8 protein-coding genes are annotated in these 21,968 nt (G+C 41.6%); all 8 read right to left on the reverse strand.

The features are described 5' to 3' along the window. Positions 1 to 5 precede the first annotated feature (5 nt). The 8 genes from ACSF8X_RS21775 to ACSF8X_RS21810 all read right to left on the reverse strand — a co-directional run bounded on the left by ACSF8X_RS21775 (position 6) and on the right by ACSF8X_RS21810 (position 21,967). Entirely contained in the window at positions 6 to 6,416 is a 6,411-nt protein-coding gene (locus ACSF8X_RS21775) for a DEAD/DEAH box helicase (protein WP_500851431.1), read from the reverse strand. A 492-nt stretch (positions 6,417 to 6,908) separates the two neighbouring features. After that, positions 6,909 to 8,054 (reverse strand): HNH endonuclease, encoded by a 1,146-nt coding sequence (locus tag ACSF8X_RS21780; RefSeq protein ID WP_500851432.1) that lies wholly within the window; start codon positions 8,052 to 8,054, stop codon positions 6,909 to 6,911. A 3-nt stretch (positions 8,055 to 8,057) separates the two neighbouring features. Continuing rightward, the gene (locus tag ACSF8X_RS21785) at positions 8,058 to 8,765 is read right to left on the reverse strand and encodes an OmpA/MotB family protein (RefSeq protein ID WP_500851433.1); all 708 of its coding nucleotides are present in this window, start codon (positions 8,763 to 8,765) and stop codon (positions 8,058 to 8,060) included. A gap of 2 nt (positions 8,766 to 8,767) precedes the next feature. Further along, positions 8,768 to 12,208, reverse strand: a complete 3,441-nt coding sequence (locus tag ACSF8X_RS21790; protein ID WP_500851434.1) for an apolipoprotein A-IV repeat region-like domain-containing protein — start codon at positions 12,206 to 12,208, stop codon at positions 8,768 to 8,770. Positions 12,209 to 12,762: 554 nt separating this feature from the next. Beyond that, the gene (locus ACSF8X_RS21795; RefSeq protein WP_500851435.1) at positions 12,763 to 13,242 is read right to left on the reverse strand and encodes a hypothetical protein; all 480 of its coding nucleotides are present in this window, start codon (positions 13,240 to 13,242) and stop codon (positions 12,763 to 12,765) included. Between the two features lie 28 nt (positions 13,243 to 13,270). Next, positions 13,271 to 13,462: a hypothetical protein gene (locus tag ACSF8X_RS21800; protein WP_500851436.1), complete on the reverse strand. Its 192-nt coding sequence runs from the start codon at positions 13,460 to 13,462 to the stop codon at positions 13,271 to 13,273. Between the two features lie 431 nt (positions 13,463 to 13,893). Next, positions 13,894 to 16,839 carry an ATP-binding domain-containing protein gene (locus tag ACSF8X_RS21805; protein WP_500851437.1) on the reverse strand — a complete coding sequence of 982 codons (2,946 nt, stop codon included), beginning with the start codon at positions 16,837 to 16,839 and terminating at the stop codon, positions 13,894 to 13,896. Positions 16,840 to 16,957: 118 nt separating this feature from the next. Then, positions 16,958 to 21,967, reverse strand: coding sequence for an Eco57I restriction-modification methylase domain-containing protein (locus tag ACSF8X_RS21810; protein WP_500851438.1), 5,010 nt, complete (start codon positions 21,965 to 21,967; stop codon positions 16,958 to 16,960). Position 21,968 lies beyond the last annotated feature (1 nt).

Here is a 21,968-nt window from a genome sequence, read left to right on the forward strand (position 1 = left end):
TGATATCACCCCATTAGGTCTTTTATGTTATTCATAGTATTTTCATCGACTTCGCCAATCATCGAAATCCAACCTTGCCCTTCAAAAACAGCGTGGTATTCATCCATCTCAGGCAAAAGTAATACAATTTTGTTATCAGGCCATGCAAGTTCTGCATCTGCAATGATTTCACCCGCACCGTCTTTAAGCTCAAAACCCACAACAGGAATAGGCATACCCATTTCAATCATCATCTCAACAGCTCCTTGCTCTAAGATCTCTAATTCTAAGAGCTCCTGCCAAGCCTCATCCTGTTCGGCTAACATCACTTGTGGAGCATTACCTTTATCAGATTTATTTATATCCGATACTGCCAAGGGTTTCTCTAATAAAGCATTGCGCGAGGTAAACGAAAAATCTGATAGAAATTGCCCTACATTAACTAGTTTCCAAAAACCGTTTAATGCATACTCATAACCATCTTCAATTGTATACCTATCATCAAAACAGACATGAAGTCTCATAACAGACTCTGCATAATCAAAAGGTTCTTGCCCTTTGATCTGTTTTTTTACAACATTCACATAGCTTTCAGCAGGTATCACAGCTGCAACTTCGACCAATTTTTGTGAGGTACCAATCGCATCTAATAAACCACCAAAGAAATAGGGTTTGTCTAGGCACAGCTCTTCTTGCCTCTGTAAGGCTGCATTCTCTTTCATTTCATAGACAAATTTATTCTTAATCGATATATCTTTCGAGCCTTTAATAGATAGCCAATAAAAGCTGTTTGCAAAAACGGCTTCCTTAAAATGTGCTAATGTCGTCACAGGGATATGCATCCACCTTTTTAATAAGTCAAAATTATTACGGTTATCATATATATTTCGTAACGTTTCATAATTTCGCTTATTGAACAAGCTGTAATGAGCCTCTTTTTGTTTAATTTCAGATCGGCAAAGTCCTAGAAATTCCTTTAAATGTTTAGCATTTTGATTTACAAGATCGTGCCATCCCAACGTCCAAACATAAAACTTGTTGCTGGCAAGCACCGCATTTCGTTTTGCAACATCCTCATGAACCGTATTGTAATGATGCTCAAAACCATCCAAGTAAATAGCTAAAGGCTTAACTTGTAACAACTCAGAAGCTGGGTAGAGAACAAAATCAGGCCGTGTATCAATGGCAACACCGTCCTTTTCCCCCAAGTGTACCTGAGGAACTAAATGCCAAGAAATATCTGTACTCAACTTTGAAGAAACAGTCCATCCCGCTTTACCATTGATAAAGTCTTTTGCAATGATAAACTCTGTGCTGGCCTGCTGGAGTGTTTCGATAAACAAACGCTCCAATTCAGACTCCAACATTACGTTTATTGAAATATCAGACAATGAACGAATTGCCTTAAGCTCGTGCTCGTGCTCTAGTATTGTTGTTAATAACTTACGCGCATGATCACGGGAGATCGCACGCATTTTGCCTCGATCCCTGTATGCATAAACACACTTATAACAACCATCTTTATCTTCTAGATTGCACTCACACTGATTAATATGATCAAGTGCGATTCTTAGCAGTTTTAATAAATTTCCTGCATCCTGCATCAACTCTTTTAATGCACCTGTACCACCAGGTACTGAATCATAAATCACCAAATAATGACGATAACTTTCACCTGCATCTTCTGGCTCTTTGTAGATAGTTCCCTTGATATGATCCACACTACCTTTGAAGTAAGATTTCATCCCCAACTGTAAAGCAGCACTCAATGATGCTTCGGTGATTTCACCTGCCCCATAATTACTCACAGGGAGTAAAATGCGAACAGCTTCCGACTCTAGCTGGCGATAAAGATACAAAAAATCTTCGTATTTAGCTTCTGATGCACTATTTTTGTATTTACAGCTAATATCATGATTGTCTGGTGTATGCTCTTTCTGTACAACACCGCAATCTGAACATACTTTAAATCCCGTCTTTTTTTTCTTTTCACCAGCGACATAGAATTCTGTGGCGTCCTCTGATGCACTACCAAAATTAATATCTCTTAATGCAACACGACTTAAATATTCAAAACCAAATGGAACATCTGCATTATCAACTTCATAAGCGTATTCAACGTCATCAGGCTTAAAAGAGACAAGTAGCTGGCGCTGGAAAAAAGCTGGTGTTCGTGTATCCGCATCATCTGAAATACGAGCATCCCGTACATTCGTACGAGCATAAACTTGTCGAAGTTTTAATAACCTGATCTTTTGTTCAGCATCCCCCCACCCTGGGTGCTCACACCTAGGACAAGATGAAGACTGATCTGCTTCTAGCAATTCACTATGGTTGCAGTGACTGCATACACGCCATGTCTCAGGTTCCGACACCTTCATATCAATTTGCTCGATTTCAACTTTGTGCCCACCAGCATAAAAATGATTTGTCGGCGCTAATTCTGAAATCGCAGCCGCTGCGGGACGTTCATATTCAAACGTCTTTGTAACATACTGGCTTTGACCATCTTTAATTTCTACAGCCTCTTTCTTACGCCACAGTACGGAACGAAGTGTTATACCAGCCTCCGGAAAAGCATAATTAGGGAGAAGCCCTTCATCTGTCATAAAGTTAAGCGTATCTTTACCATTAATCTCCCGTACAAGCGTCAGCAGTGCATTTCGCTCATTATCAAGCTCATTAAGATCATCTTGATAATTTTTATCTTTAACTGGTGATTCTTTAAGCTTATCTATCGCTCGTTTTAATTTACTTGCACGATTAATTAAAGACTTACGATCTTTTACAAGTAACTCTAAGCTTTGTTGTATTTTAGCAGATAATCCGTAATGCTCATCATTACCTAGAATAAAGTCCCGAAGTTTTTGTGTAGAGCCCTCAGAGAGACGGTTAAAAACAACAATAAATAAATTGAATAAATCCTTTTTATTCTCTTCTACATATTGAAGGAAATTAAACGGATAACGGTCCATTTGTTCCCCTTCGCAAGCATCAAGCATTTGCTTAACACGCTTAGCAATATGCTCGCTGCCAATACCTGTTTTGATCCAACAATCCATACAAAATGCGGTAAGTTGTCGCTCTAAAATTGCTGATGCATCCAGAAAAACACCTGGCGCTGAAACACTACCAGACATCATATCTAACGGATCTTGATAGAAATACAGGTCATGTGGGTTACCAGCCGCTACGGTCAAATTAAAGGCATTTCCATCCTTTCGACCTGCACGGCCAATCCTCTGCAGATAGCTTGCCTGAGCCGGCGGAACAGAACACAGAAGTACGGATGATAAGTCGCCAATATCGATACCCATTTCTAACGTTGGTGTCGCTGACAATAAATTTACAGACCAACTAACGTTACCCTTGATAAACGAGTTTTCTGTCTGTTCTCGAGTATTTCGCTCCAACAACCCGGTATGTTCTGCAGCATTCACTCGATAAGCCTGCGAAAAAGACCATTCTTTAGGTTGTACTTCTTTCTTATTAGAATACCCACCACCACAACTATCGTTATGGCAAGGTTGATTTAACCATGAATGAACAGAAGCCTCCGGTACACAAACCGAATCAGTACATTTGTCACAACCAAGAATAACAACCTGATTAGTTAAAATTAATGCACTTGGCTCAATACCCCATACTGAATGGCCTTTTGATTCAAACTCTTTGACAATATTCGCACTCTTTAATGCCTTCAATAACATTGTGTATATTGTCATGACATGAGATGTGATCATCACATTGCCATCATTAGCAAAACATTTTACCAACCAGTTCTGATACCAACTATTACGCGATTTTGAACCCAGTAATTGATCAAAACGTTTATTTTTTCCAAAAGTCAAAAAAGCTGGAGTCCGCGTCTTACTACCCCAGTTTGGCATATAGCGAGAAGTTTGCTTATCGATTTTCGTCAGATAATACGTTTCCCCACCATCGCGAATATAGCTTTCTAATGCTTCATGTACGATCGCGCCTCTATGGCGCATTCTATGAAGAACACCTAATGCAAAATGAACAATATGCGTATCATGAATTCCGCAAAATTCATTACCTAACTCATCCTGTAAATCAACATGCAATTTGGATAAAGCTTGTAGTAACTCATCACTACAAATATCAAAAGTTACTTCGGCTGTCCTTTCCAAAGTACGCCCAATACTCGCTCTCATACCAAACTCACTACACACTTCCCAATTAAGTCGCTTTTCCACCCATCGTGGCAATGCGCTATCATCAGCTAAAGAGCCCAATTCACCTTCATCGATCATCATTCGATAATCATTGAGCCACTCCATGTTTGGTGCAATAAAGTTAGCAACAAAAGATTCCCTTGAACCAGACTGCTGGTGTGCTTCTCTTACCACTTGGTCAGCAAAAGCAGCTAAGTTCTGCCCTTCAGCATATTGAGCCACGTTGCCAATATGGCTGCGAACCATAAGAGGCCACGTTCTGGCAGCAAAGAAGCCTGCACGATGTGCTGCATCCTGTACTGAGTCCGAAAAGGTAATCAGTTTTTTATTTTCGTTATATTTACTGCCGTAAATCTGATTAATTGCAACACTTGATAATGTAGCAGCTTGGGCTCCAATAATTGAAAGCCCATTTTTACTATTACAGTGCGGACAGCAATTACTAAAATGAGGGCCTTTCTTCTCACTGGTCTTCACCAAATCAGGCATAAATACTCTGACCAGATCATCATGTCCACACTGCTTACATTCCTCCGTTTGGCTATCTTGGTTCATCGTCAGGCAACGTGTACACACCCGACGGATAACCCCTTTTGCAGGAGGATCAGTCTCTTCATTGATAGGTAACGTCACTCGGACACTGTGATGACCAGCAAAGAACAAGCGATAGAATACATCAAGCTGAGTTTCCAATTGTTCACTATAACCATTGATGTACCCCCCCCAGCCAGTAACGTGACAGTCTCGGCAATTCACCACAGGTAAATATTTTTCAGGCAACTCATCTGAAATATCATCACCAAAACTTAGCTTTGGACGACTTGATACACTCGCAACAAGGCGTCTTAACTCCCGTAACCATAACTGATGACGAACTTGCAAAAATGGCAGAACAGGGCGAGGTTTACCTATTGCGAGACGTGCAGAATGCTGCTGCTCACTTTCACAAATCTCTCGTCGAGCAATCGATACTAAAGCGACAAAGCTCTGAACGACATGTTCAGCATCATTTTCGCTGATAGCGAAAGCTGGACTTATAGCTGCAACAATAGATGACAATGGCTTTATCTGACCATTCAACATTTGTAGTAGTGAATGAAAAAATCGGTGAGACATTAATGCCTTACCTAATTTAATCCGACATAAACGACCAGCATCTGATTCAATATCATCAGGCAGTTTATCTTCAAAACTTGGAAACCAAAACTCAACTTGCTGATTAATGTAACTGACTTCAGATTCAAAATTGATTGGGTTTAATTGTTCAAAATCATCAAAAGGAGGATATGTAAACTCCGAAACTTCCGCCTCAGCAAGGTACTCGTCATATCGATAACGATCTTCTTTAACCACTGAATCCTCTTTGAACTCAGAATCAAAAATATCGCGGGCATATTCAATGAGCGGTTCTAATTCCTCACCGACAGTGGCGGAAGTACCGACACATGCAAACTGTGTAGTATCTACTTTTAGATGGAACTTAAGCCTGCGAATCAGGCAAGCCAAATCAGAGCCTTGAGCACCATCAAAAGTATGTAATTCATCTACAACTAGATAACGCAATGTTCCTTCATGATTATGCTCCCAAAGGCTCTGATCTTCGGGGCGCATCAGCAGGTAGTCCAACATCTTATAGTTAGTCAAAAGTATGTCTGGTGGATTTTTTCGGAGCTGGTGTTTACATGTAATCACCTGATCTGCTGACATGCTGGTTACAGCATCCTCTTTTGCCTGACCACCAACGAACAACCCTACTGATACCTTGCCCTTTAAGCCATCATTATGATAAATCGTAGAAGCGAATCGTTTTGCCTGATCGGTCGCTAGCGCATTCATCGGATAAATGACTATCGCTTTAACCCCTTGCTCACTACTTCCAGCACAATAATTTAACAATGGATATAAAAAACACTCTGTCTTACCCGAACCCGTTCCCGTAGCAACCAATGTAGATTGAGGATACAGTTGCCCTAAACGCTGATACGCAATAGCCTGATGTGCATATGGCGGAAATGGTAAATCAAAATGGTCAAAAAAGTGTTGTGACAATTCACTTTGCCTAAACGGCAGCTGTACTGATAGATATGGCCCTTTTATCAAATTACTTGTATTGCTCAAAAAATCGCCAACCATTGAATAGTCATCACTCTCAAAACGCGGACTATTCATCGTAAAGGCGGATTTTATGTATTTTTTCAGGCTGTTTACAACCTGACTACTGATTACTGAAGGCAACATATCTAATTTTCCACTTGAATGATCACGATGATTTTATGTAAAAACTCAAAAAATTTATACCACTTAATATTATATCTATCTGCTAATTAAATAGATTAAAAGTCTTTTACTTGTACGCAAGAGAATGATTGAACCGTATAAGGAACTCTTTTTTTAGAACGACAGTATTTACAATGACTTTGTATGCCTTGTTTGTTCTTGCTATTGACTCGCGCACTGGAACAACCAAATGCTTGTGGTGAAGGGTAGTAGACGTGATATCCAGCTACCGTAGAGCAAGCCGGACATGATTTCAACATTTCATGAGTTTGTTGATTTAGTTGATATAAACTTCTTGACAAAACCTTACTACAGTACTGACACATAGCTACCTCCATTAATGCTTAATTAATAGAGGCAACTAACAAGCCAACATATAACTAACTGATAAAAATAGGAATAATCATGAAATCACTCTCTTTTAAGTAAAAAATATTACCAAAGGTAAGGTTATCACTTAAGTTGCGGAAGCAGCTTCTTAGCATTAATCAAAAAATCCTGCACACTGATTGCAGTCCACCCGTTTTCATTGGCAACGGCCAAATCAACCGACGAAATCGCAACACCAAATTTTAAACGAGGCCATGCAAGTTCAAGTAACCCAATGACTTCTTGCTCACTGTTTTGAATATCAAAACCTGGCTCAGGTAATCTAACCTTTGCTTTTTGGCAATGATGAAGCAGGCCATGAACCGCAGGATCTGTCAGTTCAAATATATCATCCCAATTCTCAATATCATCAGTGATCATCTGCTCACGACGAAGGTTCGCTATCAATTGGCGAACATCATGCATGATGTAAAAGCCTTTGACATTTTTTTCTTTACTTAAACAGTCAGGGCATAATCCCATCAAATTATGTAAAGAGTTATCATGCTTAATCCCATTTATATGGTGCACATGGTAATGATGTTTATACTTACTGGCGCTTAAATCTACATTACACTGCTCACAGGTGTATTTATTTTCCACTTTATACTTAGCAGAAATTCTTCCCCAGTCATCCGTATATTCTTTACGTAAATCACTCGCTTTACGCTGAGGCATGTGTGGAAAAAAAGAACTATATGTTGCAAAAAATCTCGACATATCGAAATTCTTGAACACTTTGTCTTTATTATTTCCATCACCCGTTGCATAGCCTTGGTAGTTAAGGGCTCGAATACAGCTCTTACATACCTTCAACTTGGATTTACCTTCAATATCCCTACCATCAATATAATGTGTTCCGGTCAGAAGAAACTCACCACTTACATCATTAGTTACGACATAACGCTCAAACAATCCCTGAGTTCGCATCCCTTTTAACTTAGCACAATCAGCCACATGATATTTAGGCCCACTAACGTCTGGATTATTCAAAGCTGCCACAACAGAAGTACCGATATCACGAATATAAAGTAAAACCTGACGGCCTTTGTAGCTGAGTAAACCCGTTTCCGCGTCTACATCTTTCAGCTCAACGACTTTACCTTCCCCAAGCTCTATATCAATGGGATCGATATGACTTGGTGTATATTCTAGATTGAATTGCCCTTTCTTTGGACTCATCAACTCTATGGCTGCACTTAATGCAGCCATATCAAATGTTAATTTCAATGCTTAATTCCCCAGAATTTTTCTAATCTGAGTATCTGCATTCGTCAATACACGAAAACTAACTCGACGTGATTTTTCTTCATCCTCACGACCATCTTCGGCGAATACTAACTTCGATGATGAATAACCCACTGCTGCAACATGGGCTTTTACCCATTCATATTGATTCATGCGAACAGAAGGGATTTCAATACCATATTGGAGTACAGCTCTCGTCCGGCTCTGTGATAATCGCATATTATTAAAGTAGGCCTCTTCATCACTGCTGCCATGATTCCACCGGCTTGATGTATGCCCCTCTATACGTATTTCTTGGATACTGTTCTTGAAATCTTCCATGACCTGCAAGTAACGAGGAAAAAAATCATCAAGAATAACTTTAAACTCTACTGTCAAATCTGCTCGGCCATTAGCAAATAGCACCTCAGGAGAGTTAAAGTTAAAACTTAAATCATCCCGATCAATCGCAGCCCCCCACTTCTCCAAATCACTCTGAAACTCATCAATTAATGCGTTATAAATAGCCTGTTGATTCTCTTGATAAGTCACTGCAACTTCTTTAATTTTATCTCGCTCAATCATCGCTTCCCGCATCAATGATATCGATACGAATAGAAATACCATCATCAAGCCAGCCATCAGATCCGAAACCGACATCCAATGATCGCCACCCTCATCATGGCAATTTACGGAACCAAACAAACGATTCATGATTACACAGCCATTTTATTCACAGATTGAATCACTGACTTCATTTCATTTGTTAGCTTCGTATAGTCACGTGTAAACTGCTGTGTAACCGAAGCTAGACCTTGTCCCATTTCATTAATTACACGGTTAATTTCTTGCTGCATCTGCAAATCTAAGACTTCAACCTGTTTTTCAACGGCCTGACCTGTTTGTCCAACACTTTCAATGATTTGCTCTTCAAGACTTTCAAATGTACGTTTGATCTCACGAACCTGCGCCTCAAAGACTTCCTCAAGTACACCTTCTAAGCGGTTTTGCAACTCAGCAATACCTTGGAATACGCTTTCTTGTGTTTGCTTCGTTTGTTGCGCCAATTGCTCATTACCGGCAACAAGAATATTCGATGTTTCTTTCGCCTGACGGTTTAAGTCATTCACCATGTCACTAATATTGTTATTCAATTCACCCATTGCAGCGCGTAGATGCTCTTGAATTTCACTCGCGCGCAGTGCCACGTGTTCGCTCATCGCATTCAGGCCATGCGTCGCTGAACCAATATTCGACGAAATATCATCTGCACTTTGAGCCAGTTTTTCACTCAGCTCATGTGCTCCCTGCTTCATTTCCTCAGAAATAGCAGAGGCTCCCTCACTAATTTCTGTTCTCATTGATTGAATGCTGGTAATTGCTGATGAAGTGAATGTTTCCAATACCTTACGGAACTCTTGGCCATATTGTTCAATCATCTGATTCGATTCTGCATTCATCTTATCGAAGGTAACGGAAGTCTGCTTGACAGAATCCTCAACTTTGCCCATTGCTGCTTCTGTCTGCTCAATCAGCTTGCTACCCATCACTTCAATGCTACCCGTAACTTCTTCTGTAAATACATCCACCGCACCTTTCACACCTTCATTCATCATCGTGACATTTTTGGTTGTCGATGCTTCAAGTTGTGCCGTCAGTTCAGTATGCGTTTCTGTATAGTTTTCGATCAGACCCTGGGTTTCAGCAATCACCTCTTTCACATGCTCATTCGCAACACGCAGTGTTTCACTGTTTGTTTCACTGTACCTATCAATGGTCGCATTCGCTTCGTTCGCCAAGCGCACATATGTTTCACTCGTCATATCAACCGCATGAGTGACTTTAGCCATTGAATTTTCAGTCTGCTCAATCAGCTTGCTACCCATCACCTCAATGCTACCCGTGACTTCTTCTGTAAATACATCCACCGCACCTTTCACACCTTCATTCATCATCGTGACATTTTTGGTTGTCGATGCTTCAAGTTGTGCCGTCAGTTCAGTATGCGTTTCTGTATAGTTTTCGATCAGGCCATGGGTTTCAGCAATCACCTCTTTCACATGCTCATTCGCAACACGTAGTGTTTCACTGTTTGTTTCACTGTACTTATCAATGGTCGCATTCGCTTCGTTCGCCAAGCGCACATATGTTTCACTCGTCATATCAACCGCGTGAGTGACTTTAGCCATTGAATTTTCAGTCTGCTCAATCAGCTTGCTGCCCATCACCTCAATGCTACCCGTGACTTCTTCTGTAAAGACATCCACCGCACCCTTCACACCCTCGTTCATCATCGTGACATTTTGGATTGTGGAGGCTTCAAGTTGCGCCGTCATTTCAGTATGCGTTTCTGTATAGTTTTCGATCAGGCCCTGGGTTTCAGCAATCACCTCTTTCACATGCTCATTCGCAACACGCAGTGTTTCACTGTTTGTTTCACTGTACTTATCAATGGTCGCATTCGCTTCAGTCGCCAAGCGCACATATGTTTCGCTCGTCATATCAACCGCTTGAGTGACTTTAGCCATTGAATTTTCAGTCTGCTCAATCAAGGTATCACCAATCGCCTCAATGCTTTCAGTGACTTCCTCTGAAAAGTCATGCACAGCTTCTTTCACACCCGTTGCCATAGCCGTAATATTCTCACGCGCTGATTGTTCAAACTGTTGTGTTAATGCACCGTGAGTATTAGTGAAGTTTTCAACTAAACTTTGCGTTTCAGTGATTACCTCTTTCACGTGCTCATTGGCAACACGCAAGGTTTCTGTATTCGTTGCACCAAACTTATCAATGGTTGCATTTGTCTCGGTCGCCATGCGCACATAAGTATCACTAGTGGCTTCAATGGCTTTCGTTACTTTGCCCATTGCTTCATCTGTGCTTTCAATCAATGCATCACCAATTGAATCAACACTATCAAGCAAATCTTCACTCGCCTGTGTCAACGTTGACTTCAGTTCCGCATTCATGAATTGAATATTTTGTTCAGCCGATTCATTAAACTGTGCCGTAGCACTCTTATGGCCTTCAACAAAACAATCCATCATTGCTTTTGATTCACCAAGCATTTGCTCATAATGCGTTGCGGCTGATTCAACCGACTGACCAATGACAGACATCGTCTCATCAAGCTGCTGCTTGATCTGCGGCATCGCCTCAACGGCTTGATCACGCAGCTCTTTAAAGGCTTCTAGACGCTCTTCCAGTTCCAATACTTGCGCATGACCCAGTTCCATCACGGAATGCAGTTTCTCCATCGTTGTTGGAATCGCATCTGCACGCTCACTGATGTGTGCTACCGATTTTTCTGTTGAACTGATCGCATCTACACCCAACTGATACTTATGCGCCATCTCTTCCAGTTGAGTACGATAATTTTCCTGCCAATCAACCAACTTTTTCACAGATTCGTCTAGACGCTTAAAGTTTTCACCAAACTGCTCGGTCAAGCTGTTATTAAAATCCGTGATCACTTCTTTCAATGCATTAATGACTTGTTCAGTGGCAGACTTTGACAGCATCTCACCAAATTCATCCATTTTCAGCCATAAACGATCGCTAAATTGAGTATGGGAAGACTGCATTGCCACCAAAGAAGATACGATTTTTTGTTGGTTTTCGTTGCTTTCCGACAACTGTCCCTTAATCAATTTATTCCCATCATTTACATCGCTTCTTAATAGACGTACTTGGGAAGACAGTGATGAATCTTCATCTCCACGAATAGAGTCCACCAGTGCCTGTGTCACATTAAGCTGTTGATTCATAACTGAATAGATATCATCGGGTCCAATGGCACCATCTTGCACTTGTTCTTCTTTTTGAATGAATGGCGTAAATAACTTAAATAAAATCGTGGCACACATACCCACCAAACTGGTTAAGAACGCAGTTTTGAGGCCCATTAACAACAATTCAATACTGCCATCAATATTTTTGGGGTCGAACTCCATCAAGCCGACAACAATCCCTGCAAACGTGCCTAAAATACCTAATGATGTCATTAGATTAGGCGCACCATTCACAAATCCACTGGCTTTACCTAAAAAGGCTAAAAACACGCCAAGGGCAAAAACAGCACCAATCGCATAAATAAACAGATCGGAAAAGGCATTTGCAGAAACAGAGGCAATCATGCCAGATAGAAACTCGCTCATTCTTTAGACAATATATTCTGAAATAAATTAAAGGGTGCGCATTAGGTCAACTAAAAAATCAGAAGCAAAAATCCGATTTTAACAAAAACAAAGCTTACTGAAACAATGCGGAAATATTAAAGGTGAATATTAACAAACCTGATATAAACCATTGGTTTCACAAGCTTGTGAAAAATTCTTAGACTTCATATTATGAGTCGTTTTGGTTCCTGAATCGTCGATCAACTACAAAGCAAAAGACGCCAGATAACAACACAATAGCGCCAGATATTTCTCTAAGTGCATCTGTCAATGCTAGCCTAAGGTGCTCAGGCTCTGTAGTGTAACCATTGATCCAGTATCCTTTTAAGATTATGCTCGTTCCGATAAAAATAAGATACAAGCCAAATAAGGAAAGATACTGTTTCAGGAGAAATCCTTTTGCGTGAATCATCACTGACTTAATTGTTATTGCCATCTATAGTTGTCTTTGAGTATTGAAAGAATAGTAAACTAGTGTAGGATTGTATTAAAGTTAACCATTGCAACGTGTAACTACATTTACACGAATAAACCTATCGGATAATTAACCCACCAATTTTTGCAACACACTTTTTTAAATCTTTTGGACTGTGTTTCCACTGACAACCCAACAAATTAATATACTTCGATCTTTCGTCGCTTGTGAGAACTTCAGCTATCAAGCATGAACTTGCTTCGTTAAAATCAATTGGTACATAACACACTTTTTCGTAATTACCTTTTATCTGCATGCACTCTAGTTCGATCTTATTTCCCCCAAAAGGTAAGGTTGCTATTTGACCTAGCGTATCCATTTTTGTTGCAGGCTTTATAATGCTCAGCATCCAGCCACATTCATAAGACTTAGTAATTTCAATAAATGAATCGCCATCGCTTGCATAGTTTACTATTCTATTACTCCCTTCTACATACCAACCTTCTTTTTTTACACCTGTAATAAACCCTAATATTGCGGCAAGTACAGCGAAAAACATTGAAAAAATCATTGCAATAAGGCCAAGGATTAATCTCATTTTATATAAACCTTTACTAATTTTTCATTTACATATTGGCGATAAAAAATATCAGCTCTATCCCTGTTGTCCAAAAGCAGGCTTTTCTGAACATAATATCCTTTTGACTCAATAGCCCCCGACTGGGCAGTAGTATGTACTTCAATGTTGCAAAAGGTGCGATGATAAGAAGCAAGAGCGTACTCAAAATAGCCATTGGTATGGCAAGTAAAAATTTCACGGGTGGATACCTTATTTTAATATGAGTATGGTTTACTATTGTTCAAGGGAAATACAGCACCTAATCGTTGACTTGAAAATGCGTACCTGCCTCCCTAGCATTGCGATCTTTTTATACAATCACAATCAATTAACAACAAAAAACCAGAGCACGCAGGCTCTGGTTTTGGGGGATTATATGCTTATAAAGCACTTATAATCGACTTACATTTTGTATAATTATCACTTAAAACGACGCTCAAAGTCGGCCCACACCACATCATAGTCGCATTCACGATCGCACTTGTCGAATTCGATGGCACGCTGTCCTGGGCCTGATAAACCTTATGTAAGAACCGGAGTTTCAATACTCCGGCTGAAAATGATTAATTACTATTCTGATTGATCAACTTGTCAGTTTCCATCACCAGAAGTGTGAGAAAAAGTCATCTGCTAAATTGATTCACAGGCAAAACAATCCATTACATGTTCTGGAACCTGTTCTTTATCCCCAACTACTACAAGCTGTTTTCTAGGCCTAGAAACCGCCACATATACGCTATTTCTATCAACCTGATTGTTCCAATCAACTCTTTCTATTCCAACAAGAACAACGGTATCAAACTCCAACCCTTTGATATTTTGAGGACTCGAGAAATGGACTAAATATTTTTTGGATAAATCCACTCGTTCAGCGACATAAGATTGTCTGAAATTTTCAGCAGCGAGAACATCACGAAGTCGGCTTTCTAGTTCAACAGCCATCTCATTTGTTGGGCAAATGACGGCGATAGTTCTACCTCTAGGCAGCTTTTTAATCACCTGAACGACATCATCATCACAACTTTCGAACGTGTTATTAATAAACTTTTTAGCACCGCCAACTCTCGACAATCGGCGCATTTCATCAAGGTTAGAAATTGCCATTCTGCCATCATCTTGTACCAATGCTCGGAATAGATGAGATGTCGCTAATAGCTGGGGCTGCTTTTCTTGGCGTTTATTTTCTTTCAATAAAACAGAATCGACACTCGTTTGATAAGGGAAACATTTCTGAATATTTCTCACTTTCCCACTAAGTAACTGTTGTTGCATATCACCCACCATGGTGACCGCATTATAATCTGGATGAGCTTGAGCTCCCATCAAAAAGATCTGTATTTCAGTGAAGTCCTGAACCTCATCAACAAATACAGAACGATAATATGTCGGTTCAGCTAACCTCGAAGGCAAATTTTTAATTGTTTCTAAATTCGCTCCGCGACTCATAACATATGCGAGTGCAAGAATAACGTCGATATCATGATCCGCCAATTGCTTGTCATTGATTCGCTTAGCGGGCAATGACACAGCTTCACCCGATTTTTCGGCTAACGCTAATGCCGATGCATACAAATCAGAGAAATGCAGATTGTTAAAGAGTCGATTTTTAAGCTGACGGCGGAGCTCTTTTGCCAAAGTGGTTTTTGTAGAACCTGATTTTGAATTTTTTTGAAACGTAGCATGGAACGGATTACTCATTAGTGCTGGACGAGTTTGACCTCCAACCTTGACAAATAGCTCGTTTGTTACGGCATAAAAATCTATGTCTTCTTCTTTAACAATAAATACCGCATATCTCTTACCACTCTGCTCACATGAAAAATGCGCAACGGCGGATTTAGAAACCTCATTTTCTATACTCTCAGACCATGCAATATCGCTTTGCGCCTCTTTAATGGTAACGCCGAATTGATCCTTTACGACATCACTAGAACGAATAAGGTTTTTTAGATCAGATGCATTAGAAACAACAAAATTTTGAATTCTCTCTTGTTTGCTGTAGCGAATAAATGTCCCATTCACACTTCTCAGTATTGACAACGCTTGCTTACGAGACTGAACTTTTTGCCACTTGCCTTTTCCAGTTGATATCCATTTACTCTGAGGATCAAACAGTTGATTTTCTAAACGTGAAATCACTGCATTTAGCTCTAGCACTATTTTATCCAGACCAAAAGCACTGGTATTACTTTGGATATGCTGGGCCAAAGTACTAGCAGATTGCAAATAAGCTTCCTTGCACATATCGACAAGTGCGGAGGCGTCTTCATAGGGGAGCTGAGGCATCAAAACTAACGACTCTGGCATACGCAATGAACTGGCAACCTTTATCATTCGTTCAGCGATAACTTGTGTTGCATATCTATCAACCAACTTAAGCCACTCCATGGTGGTCTCTGAATCAAAAGAGTAATCAAGTGATGCTAGGTAGCGGTACTTTGATTGGGATGTCTGCTGGTCTCCTGATTTCCGTGATGACCATTGTTCGACATCTCGAAGTTGCTGAAGATTATGCTGTAACTCTTTGTATTCACATATAGGTAACTGTGCCAACCCAAGTTCGAGACATGTTGCTTTTAGATACTGCACCAACTCTCCTGTGCGAACAAATCCCACACTACTTTCCTGAGAGAAGAAAGTGGTAGACTCGATGACTTGATCACTTGCGCCAAAAGCGGCATCACACAGTGTTTTTGCACGCCCCAGAGCTGCACATGTCTTTCCTGACCCCGCAACCCCCTCAATAAGCATGGGTCCTTTAGAGACAGAGCAACACATTACGTCTAATTGCTCTTTCGTTGGATTCAAGTAGAAATAGTTACTCAGACCATAGTATTCATCAATCTGATCGTCTTCCATTGCGTTAACAGAGCAATAATCATCATCTTCATCTAGCAACTCATTGGAGGAATCAAAATTTTCAAAAAAGTCTAAACTTTCAAAGGTATCAAATTCAACACCGCCTTCTATTTCAACGTTGTCACCCTCTGTAGCCACTTGGTTGCTATCGAAATGCTGGTCTCTTGAAAACCAATTATTGAGCGACTTCGATAGGTTACTGACATGGAACATGTTTTCATCAGTGCTGTACAAATCTGGAAATACGCTCCTTTCCATACTTTTGTAGTTGAGAATGTTATCTTCGGCTTCCTGACCAAAAAATCGCGAAAGCGTGCGAACTTCTACGACTTCATAGGTTCCCCAAGCAGGACTCTTACCCTCAAACCCCAAATAAGCCTGACGACATAAGTACCCCACTGGAGAAAGCGGCGTCGCCAAGTTGCCACTTGTCATCGCGAAATCGGAATTGGCCTGAGATACACGAAAAGAGATTTTTCCTTTTTTCTCTGTTTCAACCGTAATGACTTTACCAACAGCGTGTCGCCTAAATTCCTCATAACCTTGAAAGCGGCGCTGGGCATCAACGCCAAAAGCCCCCCGCTTTCGAAGTTCATCAATTTTGCCAATCATCTCTTCCAGTTGGTAAAGTTCTTGCTCTACCGCGCCCTTAGTTTCCTGAGCAGTAGATTCCGACACTTCATTCATTTGCGATGGCAATAGCCACTCTTGGCGCATTCTTTTTCCTCTCGGGTTCACATTCTTTTGGTCTTTTATGACGAATACTTTCCCTGTAGAAACAGGGAAAGTAGAAACCTTCTCGACGAGATATTACTGAGAAGGCCATAAATAATTATTACTGCTTAAAGCGCCGTTCAAACTCGGCCCACACCACATCGTAGTCGCGTTCACGGTCGCACTTGTCGAATGGGGCGACGTATTCGATTGTACGCTCTACTGGACCGCCTGGTTGAGTGTCATCCAGATAGGTTTTGTATACCTTGCCGGATTTGAGTTCACGAATATCTTCCCAGCCTAGTTGCACGTTTGCGTCTGTCAGCGGATCATCTTCTGAGCCCAAACCTTGGGCGCGATTCTCGTATACACCGTTTTCAATCGTGGTTGTAAACCCGTTTTTCTTATTGAACTTACGGTCTAAACCTACACCGACCAAGCCTTTTGATGCGGTAAACACAATACGTCCGGTTTGGTCGTACCAAGTATCCGCCTCATACTGACGCATCACTGGGAATTGAACACGGTAGATGGTTTTCAGCTCTTCCAAGGTCATTCCCAATGCCATTGCAACCAACACATCAATTTCTACCAATGCCTGACGACGAGCGTAATCGGTGCGAAGTGCACAACCACGATGCCATTCTTGGGTTAAGTTTTGGAAGAAGCTGTTTGGAAGACGGCAGTCATACTTTAACCACTCAGATTTAATCATGGATTCTTCAAAGCAAGTATCCCACAAATTACTGTAGAAGCTAGATATAGAGTTTAGACTCAGTGCTCTAACCAGCAAGTTTTCTTCCAAATATTCCTTATATTTAGGGTAAGCTAGAAGATTTAAGTCTCCACTGGTGAAGTTGCCTTTACCTGTTGATTTAACGTAAAAATCATAAGGTATAGATGACATTGAACCGGTCATCAGCACCATGTCTTTGATATTTTTAAATGCAGCTGAAACAGCAGCGAAAATATGGCTGCTACTCTTTGGGATAATACACGGAATTAACGTGCGCTCTCCTGATTGACTGAGCATCTTCCTAAATATTAAACGATAATAATCCGTCACCGAACGAGGCTCTGGCTTTTCTGTCGGTTTCGCACCATTTGCCTCCCATGCTGCCAAATCAGCCTCATCAATCCAAGGCACTTTCGGGATCCGACGCAGGTATTCATCGGCATCACACGCTGGAACATAGTTAGTACGTGGGAGGTAGTTGTCTAGCATAGTTTGCAAATCAACCGTGTCGTAGTGACCCTTTTCCGTACAAATTGCTCTTGGTGTTTTATAGATTGGCGTGCCGACATAGAAATGAGGCCCAGACAATACCCACTCTGATGCATCACTAGGGAATTGAGTATCCCTTTTTATAGTTTTATCTTGCTGAGCATAAGTCTCATCAAACATCACTGTTGATGTGTAGCTATTGATTAGGTTGCTTAAATGTCTTGGCTGCGCCGCAAACTTTTCAAGTACTGAAATCAACTGTGATGAATGTAATGCTGGTAGGCGCGCTTCAAGCTTAGGCGTTCCCTCTTCATCATAAAGAGACGCAAACAGACTTAATCTGTTCTCATCGATTCTGAGAATACGCTCTTTATGACCAGACTCGTCCCAGTCACCGTCATCATTTTTAATACCACCAACACTGCCGTTCCCATCATGCTCAAATGACAGTTCAATTGTTTTTGGCAAAAATAAATTTGCTATATTTAAAAACTCGACCTTAGCTTGTTTACATGACTTGAAGATATTCAAGCTATATTTATTTCGATGACCAATTGGAAAAAGCATGTGTTGATTTTGGAACTGCGCATGAAGCTTTAACCTAGGAAAGATTTCCGCTCTTAATTTCCCGCCTTTAGGATCATCATAAACCCCTTCGGGATGTAAAAAACCACACATCGCTTGTCGCCCGCCGATTCGCCATGCTTGAGGCAAGAAACATTTGAACAAGTTGGTCTGAATACCCTTCAGCTCTGGATAATTCACCAATCCATTAAGGAAGTTTTGCGTGGCTGATGCTTCTTCATATTCTGAGAAATAGGCTTGCTCTAGCGCAGGCATTCGAAGCAATGTTTCTTCACGCAACGTATTCAACTTGGATGCCGAAAACTTACGCAGCACAAATTGCGGCTCATAGTCACCCATGATGCCGCCTTCTTGCCATTCCACTTTCAACCATGGCGGGTTACCGAGAATCAGGTCAAAACCACCGTTATCTGCAAAAATGTCAGCAAACTCCAGTTCCCAATGGAAGAATTTATAACGCGCTGCTAATTCATCCACTTTACGCAAACGCGGGAACACACTATACAAGAAGTCTTTATTAACTACCCCACCACGGCTGGTTGAAAACAGATCTTGTGTTTGTTGACTGCCTTCAGAGAACATAGCCATTTGGCCTGAGCCTTCTTCGGTTACTACGGAATCCGTTACCGTGTAGCCTTCTAGCACCTGTTCGATTTCACCCAGGTATTCCGCACGGCTTGGTAGATCATTGGCGTTGTCGATTGGCCAGAACCAAAGTGCACACCAATAGTCCATCACCATTTTGAGGCGTGGATAAACGGCCGAGCCTTCATGCTGAGATTTTTTCAGCAACGCATCTTTGCTGTGAGTAGAGCTAAGCTGCTCTGAGTGTTCAGACTCTGGCCACACTTTTAGGCTATCGGTAACAATGTCACGCTCTTTTCTACGCTGCGCGGTATGCTCTTGCCACAATTCATCAATTTTGCTTGAGATGCGTAACAGTTGGGCTTTTTCATTTGCCGTGAACGATTTAACGAACTCTTTGCGCCAGTTAGTGATGGTTTTGATTTCACTCTCTTTGAGCGATTTCACCACCTTATCACTGTAGTCCGCCATACCATTATCTGGCAGCAGGTAGTGGTACACCTCTTGGTCTTGACGTGAATCACTATGACCTAACCGTTGCGGCTCGATGTTGAGCCAACTTGGGTCTTTGGCTTTTTTGTAAGCAAGATCGCTGGTTGAGAACACCTGACGGCGCGCACCAATCAGCGAGTTACCGTTATAGAGCTGATACCCGAACCAAGGCACAAACGCTTCATCACTGATAGCATTCAACCACAGTGACACTTCTGCCAGCTCAACCGCAACTGGGTTTAAATCGACGCCGTAGACGTTGTTGTCGGCAATGAACATCTTCACACGTTGCAGTTCACGGGTGTATTGCTCTTGCGGAATGCGTTTGTCTTCGGCTAACTGTTTCAGTTCAAGGTACTTTTCAGCCAGTTGGTTGATCGCTTCGTTCAAGAACGCCGCACTACCCATTGCAGGCTCGCACACTTTCAACGTGAGGATCTTGTCTGCTTTTTCACTTGCGCTTTCAAGCGGTTCAATCTGCTCTTTGTACAGCTCTTTCAGTGCGTATTTCACCAAAGATTGAGTGAGCACTTCCGGCGTATAGTAAGAGGCCGATTTTTCACGGTCACGCCCCGCCATGCGGTAGATAAAGCTGCCGCGAGCGTGGCATTTTAGTGAGCCATCTTTGTTGAAGACTTTTTCGCCCTCTTTGTAATCCGCAAGCTGCTCAGCAGTCACAAAGTAGCCCGTTTCCAGCTCGTTGACTTCTTCATTTTCTTTCTTCACTTCGTACAAATCAGTTTTAGCGAAGAAGCCACGGTACGAAAGCAGTGCTTCATACACCGCACCTAACTGGTTAATACCAAGTTGAGCATAAGAGATACGACCGCGACGCTTGTTTTTGCCTTTGCCCGGGCGGCTTAACGACATCAACTCAATAATGCGTTGCAAGGTTTCGTTACGAAATACGACTTTCGCCAGGTGTGGCATACGCACAGCATCAAACAAATGGCTTTCCAGCTTACGGATAGAAAAGCTGTTGATCAGGGCATTTTGTGCATCATTATCAAACAGGCTGCTTTCCTGCTCACCGTATTTCTTTGATACTCGGCCATCTTTCTTTTGCTTACCCGTAAAACCTTCTGACACCAGACGGAACAACATTTGTAAGCTGTCATGGATATAACGACCATTGCGTGATTCTTCGGTGGTTAACTCCACCATTTCCAACTCACGCAAGGCTTCAAGACTGTAACCTTTCAAATAGGTATCAGAATCTGTTGGCGCATATTGCAGCTCTGGGCGCGCTTCAATATAAAACAGGAACAACATGCGATACATATAACGCAGGCATTCCAAGCTCAACTGATTCGGGTCAATGTCATTTTTACCGTCGTAGGTATAGCCTTTTTCAATCAGCTGCTTGGCGGCTTCATCACCTAAAAGCTCAATTGACTCACGCAGCGCATATTTAAGATCTTCTGACACGGCAAAAGCATGTTTGTGAGAACTTTCATCGAGATTATCCAGCAGGTTTTGACCTTGCTCTGGGCAAATCGAATCTTTGTGTAGCAATGCTGCCGTCGCTTTCAGGGTATCTGCTTCTTTTCGACCAAGGATCTCTTCAATATCAAAACGCAGCAGCCGGTTTTGTGCCCACTTGGTACGATCCAGCAATAAACACTGACGATTACCCAGCAGTAACACCCAACGTGGCGGCTCTTGAGCGCTGAATACTTTTTTGGAAATCAAAGCCTGCCAAGTCAGCGGTTCATCATGGTTGTTACTCGTTAACTGCTTGCGGTGTTCTTCAGCCACGCCAACCAATTGTGATGGCAACAAAGGCAATGACAGCGGATCGGCACAGTCATCATTAGAGAAGTCATGCGCTTCCACAATCCACAATAACGGTGAACCATTAGCATCTTCATATGCTGATAATACCGGCAGCTCACCCTCTTCAATCAACACCTGTGTTGGCTTTATTTCATAACCCAACGCGGCCAGAATAGGACTCCAACGGCTACGCTGATTAGCCAGACGCTTGGTTTCTGATTTCACCTCTTTATGCTTGTTCAATTCACGGAAAAAGTCCCCGGCCAGGCTTCGCAGTGCTTCATGAGGCGCACGGTAACCTTTTGCCGGGTTGCCGCCTTTATCACGCTCAATACGTTCGGCGTCACGGGCATCTGCCTCTTTTTGCTGCCACGCTTCCAGCACGCCTCGAATATCCGAGATAAAAATTTCACTCAGGTAATGGTGTGAGTAAAAATCGTTTTCGTTGTTAATCCCAACCAGTGCCATC

It is taken from the genome of Photobacterium panuliri (assembly GCF_059920555.1).

Coding starts and splice junctions, on each gene's coding strand:
- ACSF8X_RS21775 (WP_500851431.1), bottom strand. CDS start 6,416: ATGTTGCCTTCAGTAATCAGTAGTCAGGTTGTAAACAGCCTGAAAAAA.
- ACSF8X_RS21785 (WP_500851433.1), bottom strand. CDS start 8,765: ATGAATCGTTTGTTTGGTTCCGTAAATTGCCATGATGAGGGTGGCGAT.
- ACSF8X_RS21790 (WP_500851434.1), bottom strand. CDS start 12,208: ATGAGCGAGTTTCTATCTGGCATGATTGCCTCTGTTTCTGCAAATGCC.
- ACSF8X_RS21795 (WP_500851435.1), bottom strand. CDS start 13,242: ATGAGATTAATCCTTGGCCTTATTGCAATGATTTTTTCAATGTTTTTC.
- ACSF8X_RS21805 (WP_500851437.1), bottom strand. CDS start 16,839: ATGCGCCAAGAGTGGCTATTGCCATCGCAAATGAATGAAGTGTCGGAA.
- ACSF8X_RS21810 (WP_500851438.1), bottom strand. CDS start 21,967: ATGGCACTGGTTGGGATTAACAACGAAAACGATTTTTACTCACACCAT.